General features: G+C 69.8%; 17 protein-coding genes. 14 read left to right on the top strand and 3 right to left on the bottom strand.

Annotated features, from left to right (window positions below; translation table 11 throughout):
- The 8 genes from JEQ17_RS23925 (at position 1) to JEQ17_RS23960 (ending at position 9,146) form a co-directional block, all read left to right on the top strand.
- On the top strand, positions 1-1,788 hold the full coding sequence (locus tag JEQ17_RS23925) for a B12-binding domain-containing radical SAM protein (RefSeq protein ID WP_200397126.1): 1,788 nt from the start codon (positions 1-3) through the stop codon (positions 1,786-1,788).
- Between the two features lie 3 nt (positions 1,789-1,791).
- Positions 1,792-2,703, top strand: coding sequence for a multinuclear nonheme iron-dependent oxidase (locus JEQ17_RS23930; protein WP_200397127.1), 912 nt, complete (start codon positions 1,792-1,794; stop codon positions 2,701-2,703).
- Positions 2,700-3,551, top strand: coding sequence for a hypothetical protein (locus tag JEQ17_RS23935; protein ID WP_200397128.1), 852 nt, complete (start codon positions 2,700-2,702; stop codon positions 3,549-3,551). The genes JEQ17_RS23930 and JEQ17_RS23935 overlap by 4 nt, the downstream gene beginning before the upstream one ends.
- Positions 3,548-5,017 carry an MFS transporter gene (locus JEQ17_RS23940; RefSeq protein WP_200397129.1) on the top strand — a complete coding sequence of 490 codons (1,470 nt, stop codon included), beginning with the start codon at positions 3,548-3,550 and terminating at the stop codon, positions 5,015-5,017. Before JEQ17_RS23935 ends, JEQ17_RS23940 begins: the two co-directional genes overlap by 4 nt.
- Entirely contained in the window at positions 5,014-6,423 is a 1,410-nt protein-coding gene (locus tag JEQ17_RS23945; protein WP_200397130.1) for a hypothetical protein, read from the top strand. Before JEQ17_RS23940 ends, JEQ17_RS23945 begins: the two co-directional genes overlap by 4 nt.
- Before the next feature lie 9 nt (positions 6,424-6,432).
- The gene (locus tag JEQ17_RS23950; protein ID WP_200397131.1) at positions 6,433-7,392 is read left to right on the top strand and encodes a JmjC domain-containing protein; all 960 of its coding nucleotides are present in this window, start codon (positions 6,433-6,435) and stop codon (positions 7,390-7,392) included.
- A 101-nt stretch (positions 7,393-7,493) separates the two neighbouring features.
- The gene (locus JEQ17_RS23955; RefSeq protein WP_200397132.1) at positions 7,494-8,477 is read left to right on the top strand and encodes an intradiol ring-cleavage dioxygenase; all 984 of its coding nucleotides are present in this window, start codon (positions 7,494-7,496) and stop codon (positions 8,475-8,477) included.
- Between the two features lie 243 nt (positions 8,478-8,720).
- Positions 8,721-9,146 (top strand): hypothetical protein, encoded by a 426-nt coding sequence (locus JEQ17_RS23960; RefSeq protein WP_200397133.1) that lies wholly within the window; start codon positions 8,721-8,723, stop codon positions 9,144-9,146.
- A 58-nt stretch (positions 9,147-9,204) separates the two neighbouring features.
- On the opposite strand, the gene JEQ17_RS23965 is transcribed toward JEQ17_RS23960, so the two are convergent.
- A complete protein-coding gene (locus JEQ17_RS23965) occupies positions 9,205-9,645 on the bottom strand; it encodes an ATP-binding protein (protein WP_200397134.1) in 441 nt (146 codons plus the stop codon).
- 237 nt (positions 9,646-9,882) lie between these two features.
- Here JEQ17_RS23965 and JEQ17_RS23970 point away from each other — a divergent pair, with 237 nt between their 5' ends.
- From JEQ17_RS23970 to JEQ17_RS23980, 3 genes are read left to right on the top strand one after another with little or no spacing between them, the layout of a single operon-like run.
- Entirely contained in the window at positions 9,883-10,725 is an 843-nt protein-coding gene (locus tag JEQ17_RS23970; RefSeq protein WP_200397135.1) for a helix-turn-helix domain-containing protein, read from the top strand.
- 3 nt (positions 10,726-10,728) lie between these two features.
- Positions 10,729-10,908: a DUF397 domain-containing protein gene (locus JEQ17_RS23975; RefSeq protein ID WP_200397136.1), complete on the top strand. Its 180-nt coding sequence runs from the start codon at positions 10,729-10,731 to the stop codon at positions 10,906-10,908.
- Between the two features lie 2 nt (positions 10,909-10,910).
- On the top strand, positions 10,911-11,381 hold the full coding sequence (locus JEQ17_RS23980; RefSeq protein WP_234048332.1) for a hypothetical protein: 471 nt from the start codon (positions 10,911-10,913) through the stop codon (positions 11,379-11,381).
- Here the strand turns inward: JEQ17_RS23980 and JEQ17_RS23985 are convergent, their stop codons facing one another.
- Both JEQ17_RS23985 and JEQ17_RS23990 read right to left on the bottom strand, forming a co-directional pair.
- A complete protein-coding gene (locus JEQ17_RS23985) occupies positions 11,382-11,759 on the bottom strand; it encodes a hypothetical protein (protein WP_200397137.1) in 378 nt (125 codons plus the stop codon).
- Positions 11,760-11,778: 19 nt separating this feature from the next.
- Positions 11,779-15,573 (bottom strand): tetratricopeptide repeat protein, encoded by a 3,795-nt coding sequence (locus JEQ17_RS23990; RefSeq protein WP_200397138.1) that lies wholly within the window; start codon positions 15,571-15,573, stop codon positions 11,779-11,781.
- A gap of 324 nt (positions 15,574-15,897) precedes the next feature.
- Between JEQ17_RS23990 and JEQ17_RS23995 the strand changes: the two genes are divergently transcribed.
- The 3 genes from JEQ17_RS23995 to JEQ17_RS24005 are packed head-to-tail and all read left to right on the top strand — an operon-like array spanning position 15,898 to position 19,180.
- Positions 15,898-16,527, top strand: coding sequence for a DUF4956 domain-containing protein (locus tag JEQ17_RS23995; RefSeq protein ID WP_200397139.1), 630 nt, complete (start codon positions 15,898-15,900; stop codon positions 16,525-16,527).
- The gene (locus JEQ17_RS24000; RefSeq protein ID WP_200397140.1) at positions 16,524-17,312 is read left to right on the top strand and encodes a polyphosphate polymerase domain-containing protein; all 789 of its coding nucleotides are present in this window, start codon (positions 16,524-16,526) and stop codon (positions 17,310-17,312) included. The genes JEQ17_RS23995 and JEQ17_RS24000 overlap by 4 nt, the downstream gene beginning before the upstream one ends.
- Positions 17,309-19,180: a carbohydrate-binding domain-containing protein gene (locus JEQ17_RS24005; RefSeq protein ID WP_200397141.1), complete on the top strand. Its 1,872-nt coding sequence runs from the start codon at positions 17,309-17,311 to the stop codon at positions 19,178-19,180. The genes JEQ17_RS24000 and JEQ17_RS24005 overlap by 4 nt, the downstream gene beginning before the upstream one ends.
- Positions 19,181-19,316: the final 136 nt, after the last annotated feature.

Here is a 19,316-nt window from a genome sequence, read left to right on the forward strand (position 1 = left end):
ATGGGCACGCTGACACGGCCGGCCATCGCCTTCGTCAACCCCTCGGTCGGCTTCTCGGATCGCCGCAAGTCCAAGCCGATCGGGCTGGCCTACATCATGGCCTACCTGGAGAAATCCGGATTCCCCAGCTCGGGCTTCGACTTCGGGGACTCCGAGGACGACGCCGTCGAACTCGCCGCGCACTACGGCCTCGACCGCTTCGACGTCGTCGGATTCTCCGTCTACAACGAGTCGTTCCGCGCGGCGATCGCCATGGCCGAGTGGATCAAGAACCGTAGACCGGAGTGCCTGATCGTCCTCGGCGGCCCGCACGCCACCGCCGTGCACGAGCACATCCTGCGCCGCTACTCCTGTGTCGACGTCGTGGTCCGGCGCGAGGGAGAGGAGGCGATGCTCGATCTCGTACGCGGCCTGGATGTGGGCCTGGACGTGAGCGTGGGCGTGGATGTGGATGGGTACGGCGGTCACGTGCGGGCCCCGCTGACCGGGCTGACCGGGATCAAGGGCACCACCTGGCGGGCGCCCGACGGCAGCGGCCTCCTGGTCAACGAGGACCGGGACTTCGTCCCCGACCTCGACCGGATCCCGTTCCCCGACGCCGAGTTCACCTCGCACTCCGGCTACCCCGACCTCACGTACTACGACGAGGTGCAGGGCCGGCTGAAGGCCGCGCTGACGATCTGCAGCAGCCGCAGCTGCCCGTACAACTGCTCCTTCTGCGGTGTGCTCACCATCGGCCGCAAGTACCGCTCGCGCGAGGCGGAACGCGTCGTCGCGGAACTGCTCCACTTCCGCGCGCGGCACGGCGTCAACTACGAGCACGTGTACTTCAGCGACGCCAACTTCTTCGTCTCGCCGACCCGTGCCCTGGAGGTCGCCGAGGCGCTGTACGCGGCCGATCCGCAGGTCACCTTCAGCTTCGGCACCCGGGTCAACCAGATCCTCAAGGCCGCCGAGGTACTGCCCCGGCTCAAGGAGTGCGGGCTGCGGTTCATCGAGCTCGGCATCGAGTCCGCCTCGGAACCGGTCCTCGAACGGCTCGCCAAGCATGTGAAACCCGAGGTCAACGTCGCGGCCGTACGCCTGCTCAGGCGTCTGGGCATCGAGATCTCCCTCGACTTCATCATGCTGGACCCGGCCACCACCCTGCCCGACATCCGCGCCAACCTGGAGTTCCTGCGCGAGGCCGGCTTCTACGACTACGTGCCGCACGACCACCTCTACACCGCGCTCGTGCTCTACGAGGGCACGCCGATCCGGGACTTCTACGCCCGGCGGTTCGGTGTCGTCTTCGACCCGGACGATCTGCCCAGCCCCTTCACGCTCTTCGAACTGCCCGAGGTGCAGCGGTTCAGCGACACGCTGCGGGCCTTCCGCAAGCAGTGGCAGGACCGGATTGACGGCGCCCTGGCGCAGGGGGAGCTGGCGCTCGCCTCCATGGCCGACGGCTCGGGCGGCCCGGACGGCTGGGACGACTCGGACTTCCCCCGGGAGTCGCACGCCCGGCTGCAACTCGACGTCGTGTCGCTGCGGCACGCGCCCAACCTCTTCATGGAACGGCTGCTGGAGGACGCCGAGGCGGGATTTCCGCTGCTGGACGGGGCCGGAGACAAGGGTGGTGGAGACGAGGTCGGCGACATGGGCGGACTCGAAGTGCTGCTGCCCCGCCTCGGGCACGACCACGTCCAGCTGCACGACCTGATCGAACGTACGGAGGCCGCGGCGCGAGAGGCAGGTTTCGCGCAGGCCCCAGGTGCCGACGTCGTCGGCCCGCACGGGAGGGACTAGCGCATGGCAGGCACCGAACACATGCCCACAGCAGTAAGCACGGGGTCCCCGATCCCCGAACCGGGTCCGCCCGGTGTCCACGGGATCTGTTTCAGCTGCGACTCGATCAAGGACATGGACATCGCCGAGGAGACGGCGACCAGGCTCGGCTCCACCGCCACCTGGTACAGCGTCGGTGTCCTCGCCACGGACCAGGAACTCGCCCTGCGCTGCGCGGAGTTCTGCCGCCGGCACGGGCTGCACGCGCTGTTCCACCCGCTGGACCTGGACGTGTGCGGCACCGACCCGCTCGACGACCGCCTGCTGCGCCTGCTCGGCGAGCGTGCCGGCGAACTGGACTCGCCCTGGCTCAACATCGACCTCGCGATGTGGGTCCGCGAGGGGGAGACCCTGCTGGAGTCCCTGGTGCCCATGCCGCTCGTCGACGAGGCCGTCGACTGGGCGGTGGACCGGATCAAGCACGCCCAGGACGTCATCGGCCGCCCGCTGACCATCGAGAACGCGCCCTATCCGTTCGTGGTCGGCGACCGGGACATCCTCACCCTGATGACACGGATCGCCGAGCGGGCCGACTGCCTGATGACCATCGACGTCGGACACCTCTACGGACTGCGGGTCCAGCGCGGGCTGCCACCGGTGCTGCCGAGCGACGACGACATCGCCTGGGACCGGGTCGTCGAGGCGCACATGAGCGGCACGTTCGTCCGCCGCTTCGAGGGCGGCGTACGGCTCGTCGACGACAAGCACGACTGGCCGGTCAGCGACGAGGTGTGGGAACTGGCCGACGCGCTGCTCCCCCGCGCACCCCGTCTGCGGTCGGTGATGGCCGAGGCGGAGGGCATGACCGCCGACGAACTGACCGACAGCGTACGGAGATTCGCCCGCCGGGCCGACCACTGGTGGAGTGCCTCGTGACTCTCGATACCTTCGATGCCTTCGACGCCTTGGATGTCGCTTCAGGAGTCCCTCTCGACTACGTCCGGGTGACCGACACGACCTGGCGCATCCTCAACGCGACCCCGAGGCGGCGGGCCGAACTCCTCGAAGCGCTGCCCCCGGCCGAGCGCGCCGTCGTCGCCGAGGGCACCAGCGGACCGGGCTTCGACATGGAGCAGGCCCGGCGCCGCAAGACCGTCGCCAACGTGCTGAACGTCAGCTTCCCGGTCACCTTCTTCGCGTACTACGGCCGGACCGGCGCGGAAGGCCTGCACACCTTCCTGGACAGCGAGTTCTGGCAGCGGCGACCAGCCCAGCCCGGTTCCGTGTTCCCGCCCGCGGCCACCGCGTCGGCCGCCTTCGGCGGGTTCCTGCGGTCCACCGACTGGATCACCCGCCAGGAGGACTGGGTCGGCGAGGCCTTCGCCTTCGAGGACGCCTACCTCTTCGGCCGGGCCACGGTCGACACCCGCCCGTGCCGCGCAGACTCCCCCGGCCGACCCCGTCTGGTGCCCGGCGCCTGGACCGCCGAGGCCACTTTCGACGTCCCCGCTTACGACAGGCTGCTGCGCGAGCGGGGCACCGTGGACCCGTGGCCGGAGGCGTTGCTGCTGGTCAAACGCCGTCCAGCGCCGCTCGCCGTCGTCTCGGTCCCGATCTCGGTCCCGGCCGGCGAACGCATCCGCCGGGTACGGCTCACGGGTGACACCGTCGCCGCGCTGCGCTGGCTGTGGGACGCCGAAGCGCCGGTGCCCGAGGACGTCTCAGGGACACCCACCTACGCCAAGGCGGTCGGCGCCGGACTGGTGGACGGGGCCGCTCAGTGACCTCTGGGACCTCTCGCGGCCCGGAACACGAGGACGAGAGCCGCCCGGGTCCACCGCGGCCCGCCGCCGACCGGGACCCGGCCGACCGCGTCGGCCCGGCCGGACCGGTCCGCCCATCCGACCCCGTCAGCCGGGCCGACCGCGTCCGCCGCGGCTATCTGCTGGTCTCCGGTCTCGACTACTTCGCCGACATGCTCCTCACCGTCACGTCGGTCCTGCTGCTGCAGTCGCTGGGCATGGGTTCGGGCGCGGTGTTCGCCCTGATCGCCGCGGTGTGGATCGTCGAAGGGGTCTCCGAGATCCCCACCGGCATCCTGGCCGACCTGCTCGGCCGACGAGCCTCGGTCGCGATCAGCTTCGTCCTGCGGGCGGTCGGCTACAGCGCCCTGTTCTTCAGCGGCAGTGTGTACGTGGCCGCCGCCGGAGTCCTGCTCTCCGCGCTGGGCGGAACTTTCGCGTCCGGGGCCCTGGAGGCCTGGGCCGTGGACGAGACGGGGACCAAGGACCCGCGAGGCCTGGACCGGCTCTTCGCCCAGGGAAAGATCGCCGAGAACGCCGGGCTGGTCCTCGGCACCCTGACCGGCGCCGCACTGGGCACGCTCGACCTGGCGCTGCCCCAGATCGTCGCGGGCCTGACCTGCGCATTGGCGGCCGTACTGTCCCTACGGCTGATGACCGGGCGCCCCGGGCCGGGGGACCACCCGGCTCCGGACCGATCCCCGGCCCTGGAGCCGGACCGATCCCCGGCCCCGGATCGACCCCTGGCCCCGGGGCGCCGGGAAGCCTTCGCACCACGGCTGCGGGAATCGTTCGGCGAGGTCATGACCGGGACCCGGCTCACCCTGCGGGGCGACAAGGTGCTGATCGCCCTGATCGTCGCCGCCGCACTCCTGTGGCTGTTCCGGGGCATCCCCGGCGTGCAGTGGACAGTCGTGTACGAGGGACTCGTCGGCGGAAACCTGCTGGTGCTCGGCGCGATGCGCAGCGTCGGCTCCCTGCTGGAGATCCCGCTGCTCGGCTGGACCCTGAGCCTGCAGAAACGCCGGGCGTCCGCGCGCCGAACCATCATCGTCACCGCGTCCACGGCCGGTGCCCTCGCACTCGTCTGCGCCGCCGCCGTGCAGGAACCGGCCCTCTCGATCGTCTGTTACGTGTGCTTCACCACGGCGTTCGGCCTGTGCATGCCCGGTGTGCGGGCGGCCATGAACGAACGGATCGACAGCGGGCACCGCGCCACCGTCCTGTCCGTGGCCTCGCTGTTCAACAGCCTGTTCACCGGTGGCGGTCTGATCCTGACCGGACTGGCCGTCGGCGACCTCGGCAGCACCGCCCTGGCCTGGCCGCTCGCCGCCACCGGGTTCGGCATCGCGGGCCTGTGGGTGGCCTCCCTGGCCGTACGCCCGGGGACGGCACCGACCACCTCCACGAGCGGATCAACCGGGCCCCAGGAGGTGCGTGCGCCATGACCGCCGCCGTACCCGACGCCGTACGCCCCGCAGAATCCGACGCCGCAGATGTCGTATACGTCGAAGACCTGCTCGCGGACCTCCAGTTGGAGCGCGCCGGGCTCTCCGGCCGCGACCCGGTCCCGGCGGCCCGGCGCGCCCGGCAGGCCGCCGGTGAGCTGGCCGACCTGGGGCTTTCCCGGTTCGTCGCCGAGCTCCTGGGGGAGTCGGCCCCCGTGCCCGCCCCCTCGGCCGTACTCGACCTGGAGGCGGACGAGGACGGCCGACGGGCCTCGTACGAGGTCTGGTGCGCCGGGGCCCGTGAGCTGACCGACGAGGTCTGGCGGTGGCTGACCGAGCGGCGCCGCGCCGCCGGTGAACTCCCCTGGTGGTGCGGTGAGTCGGCGCTCCCCCTGCCCCACGACTCCGTACGGCGGCTCGCCGAGGTGACGGCCCCGGTGCGGGATCTGTCGGAGATCGCAGCCGCCTGGGCCCGCCCGGCCGGACTGCGCGGCAGCGCCACCGCCGAGTACAACTGGCGCTGGCTGCTGCTCGGCAAGGGCGTGCTCGGGCCGTCGGGCGGGGTGTCCGGTGGTGCGTCCAGCGAGGCGCTGCCCCCGCTCAACGAGCTGATCACCCTGCTCGTCGGTCGGGCGAGGCAGTGCGGACTGCTGCCGCTCGCCCACAAGGTGAAGGTGTTGCGGCGCCCGAACACCCCGTCCATGGTGATGCCCGTACGGCTGCCGGGTTCCTCGCTGCTGTCCCTGCCGACGGCGGTCACTCCGGTGACGGTCCAGTACCTGCTGCACGAGCTGGCACATCTCGCCGAGCACGCGCTGCGGCCGGCCGACGCCCCGCTCGTCGAACGGTGGACGTTCGATCCGCTGCGGTCGGAGGGCTGGGCCCTGCTGCTGGAACAACTGGCGGGATCGACCGCGTTTCTCGCCCGGCTGGGGATCGACGAGGAGACCGCCACGGCCCTCGCCCGCTTCTACGCCGAGGAGGAGCGCTTCAGCCGCGGCCTGATGGCGGCCGACCTGGCACTCGACACGGACCTCGCGGGCTGCCGTACGTCCGCCGAGGCACTGGAGGCCGCGTCGGCCGTGGCCACCGCCACCGGACTGGGGTGGGCTCCTGAACTCCTCCTGCTGCGACAGACCCGCGTCCTGCACTGGCGCTCCTACCTCGCGGGTTACGCCTGGCGGGACACCGTCCGCGCCGAACTCGACTCCCGTTTCTGCGGGGGCGACGGCCAAGAAGAGGGCGAGGGCGGCTGGGCGCACCGGGACGAGGCCTGGGCACTGCTCCGGAGCGCGCTGGCCCGAACCGGCCCGGCCGGATCCGCCGCGGGATTCCTGGACGCGCTGCGGCTTCCCGAGCCGACACCACGCGTGCCACGCACACACCGCACGCCCCCGACCCCATGAGGAGGCTCGATGACGACGACCGAGGCAGCGAGCGAGACGGGGAGCGAGACGGTGAGCGATAGGACAACCGGCCCGGTGTTCACGGGCACCGCCGGCCCGCGGGACGGGCTGCGACTGCTCTGCCGTGACCCCCGTACCGCGGACGACCTGCCCTGGGGCGAGGCACACGCCGTCTTCGACGCCGCGCAGGAAGTCGCCGCGATCGTGTCCCGGCAGGACCTGGAGGACTGGCTGGAATGCAGCCTGCTCCACTACCCGGTCCTGAACGCGATGCGCGGCGGCACCCCGGTGCCGCCCGAGGCGCTGACCAGGGTCATGCACGTGTCCGGCGACCCCCGGGCGGGCTATGTGGACGCGGCGAAGGTCCGCTTCCAGCTGGCGGCCGGGGCCACCGTGGTCGTACAGAACCTGCACGAGTGGCACCGCCCCGCACAGCACCTGTGCCGTCGCCTGGCACAGCTGTTCTCGGCCAAAGCCGGAGCCGTGGCGTTCTGGACTCGGGCGGGGGAGGACGGCCTGCGCGTCCACCGCGACGACGGCCACCTGTTCGTCGTGCAGATCTCGGGGACCAAGCGCTGGTATCTGTACGACACCCCGCGCGACGCGGCCGACTGGAGCCCCGGATACGTCGAGGACCTGGCGACCGCCCGGACCGTCGACCTGCGGCCAGGCCAGGTGCTGTACCTGCCCGAGGGCATCGCCCACCACACCCGCACCCTCGACACGGAGTCCGTGCACGTCACCGTCGCGATCCGGGAACCCCGGCTGCGGGACACGGTCGAACTGGCCGTACGCGCCTGTCTCGCGCGCATCCCGGACCACGCCACCCTTTCCGGGACCACCGCCGAGCGTGAAGAGACCGCGGACGAGCTGCTCACCCGGCTCGCCGAAGCGCTCGGACGTGTGGACCGGGCCGCCCTGGTACGCGACCTGTCGCGCCGCGCGGCCGAGACCCGAGGCAGCCGCTGAGCCACGGGGTTCTGTCGATTCGCGCCACGTTCTTCATGGACACAGCAACCCACAGTCCGTGCCCACGTCCTTGACAGTCTTCTTACCTAACTTCCCTGTCCATGACGGGAATCCAAGGAAACCAGACAGCCCAGGGTCCGAAACACAAGCGGAACGTGACGCGTCGCAAGGTCGTCGTGGCAGGTGGCGCGGCAGTCGCCGCGGTGGGCGTGGGCGGCACGATCGCCGCGACCGCGAACGCCGGCCAGACGAAGAAGGGCGCCTCGCCGACCGCCTCCTCCACCTCCTCGGAGACGTGCTACAAGCTCACGTCGGAGACCACCGAGGGCCCGTACTACATCGACGCGGACAAGCTCCGCCAGGACATCACCGAGGACCGGGAGGGCATCCCGCTGACCCTGCGCCTCAAGGTGATCGACAACGAGACCTGCAAGCCCATCAGAAACGCCGCCGTCGACATCTGGCACTGTGACGCGCTGGGTCTGTACTCCGGCTACGAGGACCTCTCCTCCGGGGGCGGCGGTGGCGGCACCCCGCCCAGCGGAACGCCGACCGACGTTCCGTCCGGCACGCCGACCGGCTCCCCGCCCGCGGGCGGTGGCGGTGGCGGCCACGAGGAGCCGACCGACGACAAGCGCTACCTGCGCGGCACGTGGAAGACGGACAAGCAGGGCTTCGTCACCTTCAAGACGGTCTTCCCGGGCTGGTACCGGGGCCGCTGCGTCCACATCCACACCAAGGTGCACGTCAGCGGCACCTGGACGGACGCCGGCTACGAGGGCGGCAACACCTGCCACACCGGCCAGTTCTTCTTCGACGAGGAGTCGGTGCTCGCCTCTGCGGAGGTCGAGCCGTACTCCACGTCGACGACCGAGCGCACGACGCTCACCGAGGACACGATCTACGACCAGTCCGGCACGGCCGGCGGTCTGCTCAAGCTCAAGTACAAGAAGAACGGCATCGCGAAGGGTGTCGTCGGCACCATCACGATGGGCGTCGACCCGGACGCGACCCACGAGGGCACGGACGACGCGGTGCAGCCGGGCGCGTCGGCGACGACGTCGGCCTCGGCTTCGGCCTCGTAGTCCACTTCGTTCAGTTCGTCCGGTTCGGCGCGCAGACAGCAGGGGCGGGCCCGGGGGGTGGGACCCCGGGCCCGCCCCTGCTCGCTCGGCGGCCATGGATCGGCGATTTGTGGGCACCTGATCAGGTGGCGCACAGGATTCTCGTCGGAGACGCACAGCGGCAGGGAGTCTGATGGGTGGTGCGGGATGAGAACCTCCCGCAGGAGACCGGCAGCGCCGGAGGAGAGACCACCGGAGGAGATCATGGGATTCGCCGTGCTGCTCGCACTGCTGTTGATCGTCGGGGCGGTGGCCGCGGTCGTCGTACAGCGGCGGTCGAACGGCGGGGGCGCCATGTCCGACCTGGACGCGGAGGCCGAGGCCAACCGCTGGGTGGTCCGGCTGGGCGGCAGTCTGTCCGCCTTCACCGCCGGGGCGCGTGCCGACCGAACCGCGGCGCGCGAACTCTCGGCCGCCGCCGAACGCCACCGCACCGCTCGCCACCGACTGGCCACCGCCCGCACCCCCGCCGAGTACGCGGTGGTGACCCGCACGGCCCTGGAGGGCATGCACCACATCCGCGCGGCCCGCACGGCGCTGGGCATCGTCCCGCCCCCGGGGCCGCCGTCCGTGGGGCTGCCGTCCGTGGGCCTACGCCGACACCAAAGAGATCCCGTCCGGACCCGGTGAGGCGACACCTGAGTACGTAGATTGAATCTACGTAGATGCCATCTACAGAAGTGGACGTTCAGGCCGTCTGAGCCAGTTCGCACCAGACGAACTTGCCGTTGGTGTCGGGCAGTTGGGCCGCGGCGCCCAGGGAGTACCAACCCCACCTCTCCGTGCACTCCTCCACGAGGGTGAGGCCGCGGCCCGATTCGAGGGCCGGGTTCGGCGTGGCCGCCAGGGCCGTGGGTGCGGGAGGTCTGGGGTCCGTGTCCCATACGCCGATACGGAGGACCGGGGCCACCCAGCGAAGCCTCATGGCCGCTGGGCCCTTCGTGTGCTGTACGGCGTTGGCCACGAGCTCCGTCGCGACCAGCTCGGCCACCTCCGTGAGGTGGGACAGGCAGTGAAGGGTGAGGATCAGACGGAGGGTGCGGCGACAGATCGTGACGGCCCGGGGGTCGTTGGGCAGGGAGAGGGTGTACTGCCACGGTTCGCTGGAGGTTTCTGGGGGTGCGGGCATGCAGAACTCCTGGTCAGGGAAGGAGGGTTGCGGTCGTCGGGCGGTGGCTGTGTCGCACCCGTCGTGGCATGGCGGGGCGGTGCGCTTCCGGGGTCCCGGGGTTCCGCAGCGTGTGCGTCGCGTCGCTGACGGTAGGGCCAAATGTTTCGCCCAGGCAAGTCGTTCGCGTAACCTGACACCCGATCGGGGACGTTCAACCCCGTCTGGGGACCGTGTTGTTCAGGAAGTGGGGGCAGTGTGCCCGCGAGGATTCAGCCGACCGCTCGGCAAGTACGCCTCGGTGCTGAGCTGCGGAAACTGCGGGAGGCAGCGGGGCTGACCTCCCGGCAGGCGGCCGCGTTGCTGGGGACCAACCCGGCTCAGATGAGTCAGATCGAAGCGGGCAACGCGGGAGTCAGCGGAGAGCGCGTGCGCAAGCTCGGGGTGCAGTACGACTGCTCCGACACCGAGTTGATCGACGCCCTGGTGGAGATGGCGACAGACCGTACGCGCGGTTGGTGGGAGGAGTACCGAGGTTTGCTGCCCGCCGTCTTCCAGGACTTGGCGGAGCTGGAACACCATGCCACCTTCATGCGGGTGGTCGGTACCGTCCACGTGCCCGGACTGCTTCAGACCGAGGAGTACGCGCGAGCGGTGTTCGCGTACGTGGTGCCGGAACTCCCCGAGAACGAGGTGGAGTTGCGTGTGGAGCACCGGATGCGCCGTCGGCAGATCCTCTCCGGAGCCCCCTACGAGGCGGTGCTCCACGAGTCCGTACTGCGCACGCGCGTTGCCGATCGCCGGGGTGCCCGTGCTCAACTCGACGAGTTGCTGAACCAGTCGGAGCGGTCGAACGTCAGCCTGCGGGTGATCCCGTTCGACGCCGATGGGTTTGCCGGGGCGGGCGCGATGATGCTCTACGCCGGTGGGCGAGTACCGGCACTGGACACCGTGCAGCGGGACGCCCCGTACGGCTCGATGTTCCTGGACGCCTCTGCTCGACTGCTGGCCATGCGAACGCTCTTCCGTAGGGTGGAGTCGGCAGCCCTGACACCTGCCCAGTCTCGGGACTACATCAGCCGACTGACGAAGGAGCTGTGAGCCGTGATCCAGTGGCAGAAGTCCTCATTCTCCGGTGGCGGAGACGGCAATGAGTGCGTTGAACTCGCCCCCGGTGAAAGCTCGTTGCTCCTCCGCGAGAGCGACGAACCCGACCGAATACTCCTCGTCACCCATCACGGTCTCGCCGCCCTCCTCCACCACCTCCGGGCGAACCGTCCCTGACCGTGGACGACGACGAGGAGTTCACGTACGCCCTGAAAACCGTCCTGCGAGACCTGCGCGCGCAGTGCTCCGTACAGCCGGACATCCGCAAGGAAGACGACGACGAGTTTCGCGGGGTCATGCTCTACGCCCCCGACGGCTCCGGCCAGGGCGTGTACGCGGAGCCGGACGGCAGGCCCGCCATGCTGCTCGCCCATGTCGCGGACCAGGTTCAGGAGTGGGCGGTGGAGGCACTTTGGGGGCAGGGTGAGCCGGCGGTCTGGCCCCAGTGCCCGACGCACCCGGACACGCACCCGCTGGCCGCGACCGTGGAACAGGTGGAAGAGGGGGACGCGGTCTGGGTCTGCCCGAGTACCGGCGACACCGCGGCCCGCATCGGCGCACTGCCAGTGTCGGAAGCGGGTGAAGGTGTGAGCGGCCGAGCGCTTCGCCGAGGCCGAGGCGGACGCAAACGCTCACGGCGAGGCCGCTGATCAGGTCGACTCGTCGCCGTTCTGGGCGTTGTTGAGCGTTTCCTCGATGGTGATGTCGATGCAGCGCTCGCGTTCTGCCGGGCTGACCCCGGGCTGCGGTGTGTCGAGCCGGTCGAGCTGAACTCGGACGCGGCGGGTGACTGCGTCGGGTGGTGGCGTGGGGTTGTTCTTCCTGAGGTCGGTGTAGACGGTCCAGGTGAGGCTGGCGATGCTCACGATGAGGGCGCCGAGGGAGATGGGGTCGACGTACTGGTCGGGGCGGGTCGTGGTGTCGCGGGTGTGGAGGGCGACTTCCACGTCCGTGCTGAGCGCCGGGGCATGCGGCGTGATCAGCCGCTTCGCCGCGGCACGGGCGCCGAGTTCGACCGGGTCGGCCATGTTGGTCTCCTTGCGGTGCTCAGTCGGTGGCGGGTGGGTCTTCTGCGAGGACGAAGTCGCGCACGGGCGGGGGTAGGGGGCCGCCGGTGACTGACTGCCAGGTCTGTTCGAGGGCGCGGATTCCCAGACAATGGGTCAAGCGCTTGAGGTGGGCTGGGGCGGGGCCGGTTAGCGGATGTGGGAACTGCTCAAACAGGGCAGCGCATCGGACCATCCACTTGAGAACCTTCTCTGGTTGCTGCTGCTTCTCGGCCAGAAGACCGAGTTGCCCGTAGGTGCGGGCCATGACGGGCCGGTTGCCGATGTCTTCCTTGATGGTGAGGGCTTGGCGGTACCGGGTTTCGGCTTCGTCTAGCTGACCGCGGTCCTGGGCGATGACGCCGAGCTGGTGGTAGGTGAGGGCCATGCCGGGTCGGTCGCCGATGTCTTCCTTGATGGTGAGGGATTGGCGGTACCAGTCTTCGGCCGCGGTCAGCTGACCGCGCTCATGGGTGACGACGCCGAGCTGGTGGTAGGTGCTGGCCATGCCGGGTCGGTCGCCGAGGTCTTCTGCGATGGTGAGGGCTTGGCGGTACCAGTCTTCGGCCGCGGTCAGCTGACCGCGCTCATGGGCGACGATGCCGAGCTGGTGGTAGCTGCGGGCCATGCCGGGTCGGTCGCCGAGGTCTTCCTTGATGGTGAGGGATTGGCGGTACCGGGTTTCGGCTTCGTCTAGCTGACCGCGGTCCTGGGCGACGATGCCGAGCTGGTGGTAGCTGCGGGCCATGCCGGGTCGGTCGCCGAGGTCTTCCTTGATGGTGAGGGATTGGCGGTACCGGGTTTCGGCTTCGTCTAGCTGACCGCGGTCCTGGGCGACGACGCCGAGCTGGTGGTAGCTGAGGGCCATGCCGGGTCGGTCGCCGAGGTCTTCTGCGATGGTGAGGGATTGGCGGCACCGGGCTTCGGCCTCGGTCAGCTGGCCTCGTTCCTGGGCGACCCTACCGAGCTGGTGGTAGATGACGGCGAGACGGCTGCGCTGTTTCGAAGTGGCCGGTTGTAACCGCAGAGCGTGCAGGATGTCCCGGTATGTGCGTTCAGCCTGGTCGAGTTGGCCTGCTCTTACATGTCGATTCGCTTGAGAGCCCGTTAGGAACAGCCACAGTGCGCCAGCGGAGGAGTTCAGGTCGGGCGCGTTGCCATCGGAGTCCTCCATGGCCACTCGCGCGCGGTTGACCCATGCACGGGCCTCCTCCACGAGTCCTCGCGCGTCCCAGTACTCGTCCAGCGGCTGGGCAATGCCCTGTGCCTGATCCCACAGGCTGTGGTCGAGTGCGTAACCGAGCAGGCTCCCCATAGTCCGCCGTTGGAGGTGGATCAACACCATGGCCAACTGGGCGTCCCCACCCTGGACCTGCTGGAGCAGCCAGCCACCGAAGGTGGCGTAGGCGTCGAGGAGCGCGAGCTCCGCAGCTGTGCGCAGCTCGTGGTGGCCGCCGGGGGCCAGGGCCTGCCAGCTGGAGGTCAGATAGGCCGGCAGGGCCGGATGAATGCGGTACATACCCACGCCCAGAGATGTCAGCAGCCCCACCTCCGTCGCCCGCTCCAAAACTTGCGCCCACTCGGAGGCAGTGCGGCCTTGGTACCACTCCGGAACCTCGGGAAGTGTCGAGAATTGGCCCAACACGTCAGCATCGACAACACCATGAAAGAGGCTGACCACGGTAAGTGCGTGCTGATCCTCGGCCGACAGATGCGTGAATGAATACGCGATGCTGGCCGACAACGACGTGGTGCGGCCGCCCCCGTCGGCGTCGGCCAACGGCGTGGTGCCCTGGAGGCCGGCCAGCAGGTCCCGCGGAGCCGTGCTGTCCAGGCGGGGCAGGATGAGCCGCATGCTGAGCGGGTGTCCGTCCAGCCACTGCATCAGCTCTCCGAACGCCTTCGACTCCCGGCGCTTCTTGGTGTCCGGGTAGGAGGACAGAAGCTGTTCCGCGTACTCGTTGGCCTCGTCGGATTCCAGGCCACCCACCTTGATCCGCCGTCGCGCGGTGCCGAGCCAAGTCTCCGGGGTGCGGCTGGTCACGATGATCGCGCTCTTGCCTTTGGCGGCGATTCGGTCCAGGAAGCCGCGCAGTTCCTCGCGCTCGGGTTCGGTCAGGGGTTGGGTGGCGTGGGTGGGATCGGGGAGGGTGTGGACGGATTCGAAGTTGTCCCAGATCAGGAGCAGTCGACGAGTGACAAGTGTCGTCTCCACGAGGCTTTGGCGCTTCTCCTGGTCCAAGAGGGCGAACTGGGCGCCGAACAACCCCAATCCGATGCTGTTGATCACCCCGTCCAGGCCAAAGCTCGCCACTCCGGGCTCGAACGAGTGCCAGATCACCCCGCGCTCATCGTCTAGCGCACCCGTGTCCCGCCACCACCTCCCGAACGCCTTGGCCAGCTCCGTCTTTCCGGTCCCCCCGGGCCCGTAAAGCACCACAACACGGTCCAGCCGAGCAGCCGTATCCAACGTGTAGAGCAGCGCATCCCGGCCGGTGAACTCGCCCACGGCCGCCAGCGGTGACTCGGGGCTCGCCTCATCCCCCGTGTCGGCGTCAGCCGGCTGCTCCCGCATCCGGTCCAACAGCTCGTCCAACGACTCCTGTTGATCGCGACCGGTACGCAACCCGGCAAAGTGCACGTCAGCCCGCGTATAAACGACCGGCACCACCCAGTCCGCCAGCGGCATCAGCCCCTTCGGAGAGGGGCGCAGGTCATGCCGGTCCAGTCGCTGGCGCCCCGCCGAAACCGCCGCAGACAGCAGATCCCCCGCGAACAACCGCTCGTAGAACGCCGTCATGAACTCCGCCGCCGCGACCGCGTACACGCTGTACGCCATCGCCACCACCGCGCCGGCGCCCTCCTGCAGCAACCGTGTCGCGACGGCCGCTTCGAGTTGGGAGCCCAGCACCGCCGACTGGCAGGCGTTGAGCACGACCACCGGCACCTGGGACTTCTTCAATACCTGCGCCACGCGCCCGGCGGGTACCAGGTCGGAGCCGCCCGTTGCCTTCTCGAAAGCCAGCATTCCCTGCGGACCAGGCCCCTGGAACATGACCGACGGCCACCCACCCCCAGAGGCAGGCGCCTCCCCGAACACCCCATGCCCGTCGAAGTGCACGATCTGGAACGGTTCCCCCGCTTCCCGCGCCTCTTCGAGCGTCCTCTCCAGGTGCTCCAGCGTCGGTGGGCGGAGCACCACCAGGTCCACCTGACCGCGCACCGCCTCCAGGCGGCGCAGCAACGGCCGGGCGATCATCTGGTAGCCAACGTCCGCGGTGCCGGAAGGGCGTGAGATGACCATCAGCACGCGCAGCCGGGAGCCTCCGACCGTGAACACGTTGCCCAGGGCCGCGGTCGGCAGGCTGCGGGACACCACCACCTGGTCGTCGAGCGCGATCGGTGTCGGCCGCTCCGGGTCGGCCATCAGCTCCCACGGCAGCCCCAAGTGCTGGGCCGTTCCCGACCGGACGACGATCTCGACCGGGCCACCCCGTGCCCGCGCCCGCGTGTACGCATCCCGCGCCGGACCGGAACCGAACACCGCCTCGAAGACCTGGGCGCCCCACTTCGGGAACTGGGCCTCCACCCGTGGCCCGCGCTCCCCGTACACGCCGAACGGTGCCCGTAGGTAGTCCTCCAGGTACCAGCGCAACTCCTCCAGCGCCGGCCCGTCCAGCGGCCAGACCAGCGGGATCGGGTCACCAACCCGATTGGGAAGCGTCTCGCCGGCCCGCCACGCCGACACGCTCACCCGGCCGTCTTCGTCCACATCCAGCAGAAGCCGCTCCGCCATGCCCATCGCCCCCGTGACGGCTGCCGTTCAACGGCCCATCGGTCCTTCGGCCGCTCACATCAGCGACTTTATCCACCACTCTCTGTCATCAAAAGGGCAACGCCCGAAGTGATCGGATCCAGGCGGAAGACGTACACAACATGCCTTCTGCCGCGTCCAGTTCACCTCGGATTTCCCGTGCGTACTTCTCAACGCTGGTTAAGGAAACCCAAAGGGATCCCACAGGTGGACCACCGATCGTCGTCACCATGAGCGCAGCCATCGAAGTCACCGAAGCCATCGCATTCGTCGTAGTCGACGGCAGACCCCAGGGAGACCGCTGACATGGACCGGTTGCTTCTCGTGGGCGCCGATCTCGTCGCCATCTCTCTCCTGACCTTCGTGGTCTATTTCCCCCGGCACCACCGCCGGGATCTCGTCGCCGCGTTTCTCGGTGTCAATGTCGGGGTGCTCGCCGTGGCGATGGTGCTCGGGTCGACGTCGGTCGGGATCGGGATGGGGATGGGGCTCTTCGGGGTTCTGTCGATCATCAGGCTGCGGTCGTACGAGATCGCGCAGCACGAGATCGCGTACTACTTCTCGGCGTTGGCGCTCGGTCTGCTGACCGGGCTGTCCGAGTCCCTCGACCTTCTCCACGCCGGGCTGATGGTGCTCGTCGTGGCCACGCTGTACGCCGGTGACCATCCCCGGCTGTTTCCGCGTCACCGGCAGCGGGAGCTGCGGCTGGACTCCGCGTACACCGACGAGGAGGCCCTGCGCGCCCACCTCGAAGTGCTCCTGGGCGGGCGGGTGTTGAACCTCTCGGTCAAGGGGATCGACCTCGTCAACGACACGACCCTCGTCGAGGTTCGGTACGTGGTGCCGAACGCGTCCCGGGCGGCAGTCGCCAAGCCCCGGGAGGGCAGCAGCCCCCGTACCGACGATTCCCCCCGCGGGCGCGGAGTGCGGGCATGACAGCCACCACCCCCGTCTCACGCGTGGTCGGCGCGCTGCCGCCCATCGGGCTCGACGAACTCGTCGCTCAGGCCTCTCTGTTGACCCGGCTGGACCGCAAATACATGCTGCCGGTCGCCGATCTGCCCCTCGTGCTCGGCGGCCTCGACGAGGACACGCGCGTCCTGGACGTGGACGGTGCGCGGGAGTTCGCGTACCGGTCCGTCTACTTCGACACCCCGGAGATGGACGGGTACCTGGGCGCGGCCCGGCACCGCCGACGGCGGTTCAAGCTGCGGATCCGTACCTACCTCGACTCCGGGCGGCACTACTTCGAGGTCAAGACGCGCGGCCCGCGCGGCACCACGGTCAAGCAGCGCATCCCGTACGAGGGAGATGTTCGGAGGCTCGGACCCGGCGCCCGGGCCTACGCCGACACCGTGCTCGCCGAGGCCGGGATCAACTCCGGGCGCCTGCGCTTCGTACTCGCGCTGACCACGTACTACCGGCGTACGACCCTCTTCCTCCCGGCCACCGGGAGCCGGCTGACCGTCGACACCGATCTGACCTGGGCGCTTCCCGACGGGACCGCGTTGCGTACCCCGGACCGGGCCATCGTCGAGACGAAGGCGGGCCGGGCGGGCTCCGGTGCCGACCGGCTGCTCTGGTCGCTGAAGCATCGGCCCTGTCCCGTGTCGAAGTACGGCACCGGGCTCGCCGCCCTGCGCCCCGACCTGCCCTCCAACCGCTGGCTGCCCGTACTGCGGCGCCACTTTCCGACCGCGCTCGACGGGAGCCCCGCATGAACACGTACCTGAGCAGGTCCTCGCGGACGGCACGACGGTTTCGTACGAAGGCGGCCGGCGCCCTCGCCTCGCTGGTGCTCGGCACGGCCGCGCTGGCCGGGTGTTCCTCCGGGAGCGACTCCGATTCCGACTCCGGTTCCTCGTCCGCCGGTTCGGGTGCCAGTGGGTCGGCAGCCGCCGTGGACGGGGGCCAGGACGCCGCCGCCGTGCTCGCCGACAACAAGAAGTCGCACGCCGAGGACTCCGACGCCGAGTGGGCGGAGTCGGACGCCGTCACGGTCCGGCTCGACGGCGACTCGGCCTCCGTCGACGGGGACGGGGTGACCGTCAAGGAGTCCACCGTGACCATCACCGCCGGCGGTATCTACCGCGTCAGCGGCACCCTCTCCGACGGGCAGATCGTCGTCAACGCCCCCGACCAGGACGTGAAGTTGGTGCTCGACGGGGCGGAGATCTCCCACTCCTCCGGTGCGGCGATCGACGTCACCGAGGCGGACGAGGCCGTCGTGATCCTCGCCGACGGCAGCGAGAACACCCTGGGTGACGCCGATTCGTACGCCGATGATGTCGAAGCCAATGCCGCGCTGCACAGCGCCGCCGATCTGACGGTCACGGGCGACGGGAAGCTCACCGTGCGGGGCAACGGCAACGACGGGATCGCGAGCACGGACGGTCTGGTGATCGCCTCCGGCACGATCGTGGTCGACGCCGTCGACGACGGTATCCGCGGCAAGGACTACCTGATCGTCGAGGACGGTTCGGTGACCGTCACGGCCGGTGGCGACGGGCTCAAGGCCGACAACTCCGAGGACGAGGACTCCGGTTACGTCGCTGTCGGCGGCGGCACGGTGAAGGTGACCGCCGAGGGGGACGGGGTCGACGCCGCCGGCGACCTGGTGGTCACCGGTGGCAGCCTGACCGTCGAGAGCGGCGGCGGCAGCGGTACGCAGCCCTCGGACGACGCGTCCACGAAGGGGTTGAAGGCGGGCGTGATCAACGTCCTGGAGGGCGGCACCGTCGCTGTGAACGCCTCCGACGACGCCGTCCACAGCGACGGCGCGGTCCACGTCAACGGCGCGAAGGTGACCGCCGCGAGCGGCGACGACGGGGTGCACGCGGAGGGCGATCTGACCGTCGACAAGGGGACGTTGAAGGTCACGTCCGCCGTCGAGGGCGTCGAGGGCGCCGACATCTCCGTGAACGGCGGCACGGTGGACATCCGTTCCAGCGACGACGGGATCAACGCGGCCGGTGGTACGAGTTCCTCCGGAGGGGGCGGTGGCGGCTTCGGCGGAGGCCCGGGTGGTGGAGGTGGCGGAGGCGGTGGTGAGGGCGTCGGTGACTACAAGCTCACCGTCAGCGGCGGCACCCTGGTCGTCGACTCCGAGGGCGACGGGCTCGACTCCAACGGCACCGCCGAGATCACCGGCGGCACGGTCGTCGTCAACGGCCCCCAGCAGGGTGGCAACGGCGCCCTCGACGTCAACGGCGACTTCGGCATCAGCGGCGGAGTCCTGCTGGCGGCCGGCAGCGCGGGCATGGCCGTCGCCCCGTCCACCGACTCCGAACAGGGCTGGCTCTCCGCCACCCTCGACTCGTCGGTCCCGGCCGGCACGACCCTCCACGTCGTCGACTCCGACGGCAAGGTGGTCGCCACGTACGTCACCTCGAAGTCGATCCAGAACGTCGTGTACTCGTCCTCCGCGGTGAAGAGCGGCGAGGAGTACGAGATCCACTCGGGCGGCACGAAGTCGGGTGCCGGTACCGGAGGTCTGGCGTCCTCGGGCACCCTCGGCTCGGCCGAGCGGATCGCCACGGTGACGGCGGGCGAGGCCCCGGAGGGAGGCTTCGGGGGCGGGCGGCGATAGACGAGCTGTCGCACTCCGTAGCCCCCGGGGCCAGACTGGAAGGAGGCGGAGATTCCCGAGACGCCGAGAATCCCCTGAGCGGAGATTCCCGAGACGCGGATCCCGAGACCCCGCAGCGGACCGGCCATGGAGGAAT

Origin of the sequence: Streptomyces liliifuscus (assembly GCF_016598615.1) — a bacterium.
GTDB lineage: Bacteria > Actinomycetota > Actinomycetes > Streptomycetales > Streptomycetaceae > Streptomyces > Streptomyces liliifuscus.

Excerpts from the sequence above, each read along its gene's own strand:
- JEQ17_RS23960 (WP_200397133.1), top strand. The coding sequence starts at position 8,721 with ATGGGATTCGCCGTGCTGCTCGCACTGCTGTTGATCGTCGGGGCGGTG.
- JEQ17_RS24005 (WP_200397141.1), top strand. The coding sequence starts at position 17,309 with ATGAACACGTACCTGAGCAGGTCCTCGCGGACGGCACGACGGTTTCGT.
- JEQ17_RS23995 (WP_200397139.1), top strand. The coding sequence starts at position 15,898 with ATGGACCGGTTGCTTCTCGTGGGCGCCGATCTCGTCGCCATCTCTCTC.
- JEQ17_RS23965 (WP_200397134.1), bottom strand. The coding sequence starts at position 9,645 with ATGCCCGCACCCCCAGAAACCTCCAGCGAACCGTGGCAGTACACCCTC.
- JEQ17_RS23945 (WP_200397130.1), top strand. The coding sequence starts at position 5,014 with ATGACCGCCGCCGTACCCGACGCCGTACGCCCCGCAGAATCCGACGCC.
- JEQ17_RS23990 (WP_200397138.1), bottom strand. The coding sequence starts at position 15,573 with ATGGCGGAGCGGCTTCTGCTGGATGTGGACGAAGACGGCCGGGTGAGC.
- JEQ17_RS23985 (WP_200397137.1), bottom strand. The coding sequence starts at position 11,759 with ATGGCCGACCCGGTCGAACTCGGCGCCCGTGCCGCGGCGAAGCGGCTG.
- JEQ17_RS23925 (WP_200397126.1), top strand. The coding sequence starts at position 1 with ATGGGCACGCTGACACGGCCGGCCATCGCCTTCGTCAACCCCTCGGTC.
- JEQ17_RS23955 (WP_200397132.1), top strand. The coding sequence starts at position 7,494 with ATGACGGGAATCCAAGGAAACCAGACAGCCCAGGGTCCGAAACACAAG.
- JEQ17_RS24000 (WP_200397140.1), top strand. The coding sequence starts at position 16,524 with ATGACAGCCACCACCCCCGTCTCACGCGTGGTCGGCGCGCTGCCGCCC.
- JEQ17_RS23930 (WP_200397127.1), top strand. The coding sequence starts at position 1,792 with ATGGCAGGCACCGAACACATGCCCACAGCAGTAAGCACGGGGTCCCCG.
- JEQ17_RS23950 (WP_200397131.1), top strand. The coding sequence starts at position 6,433 with ATGACGACGACCGAGGCAGCGAGCGAGACGGGGAGCGAGACGGTGAGC.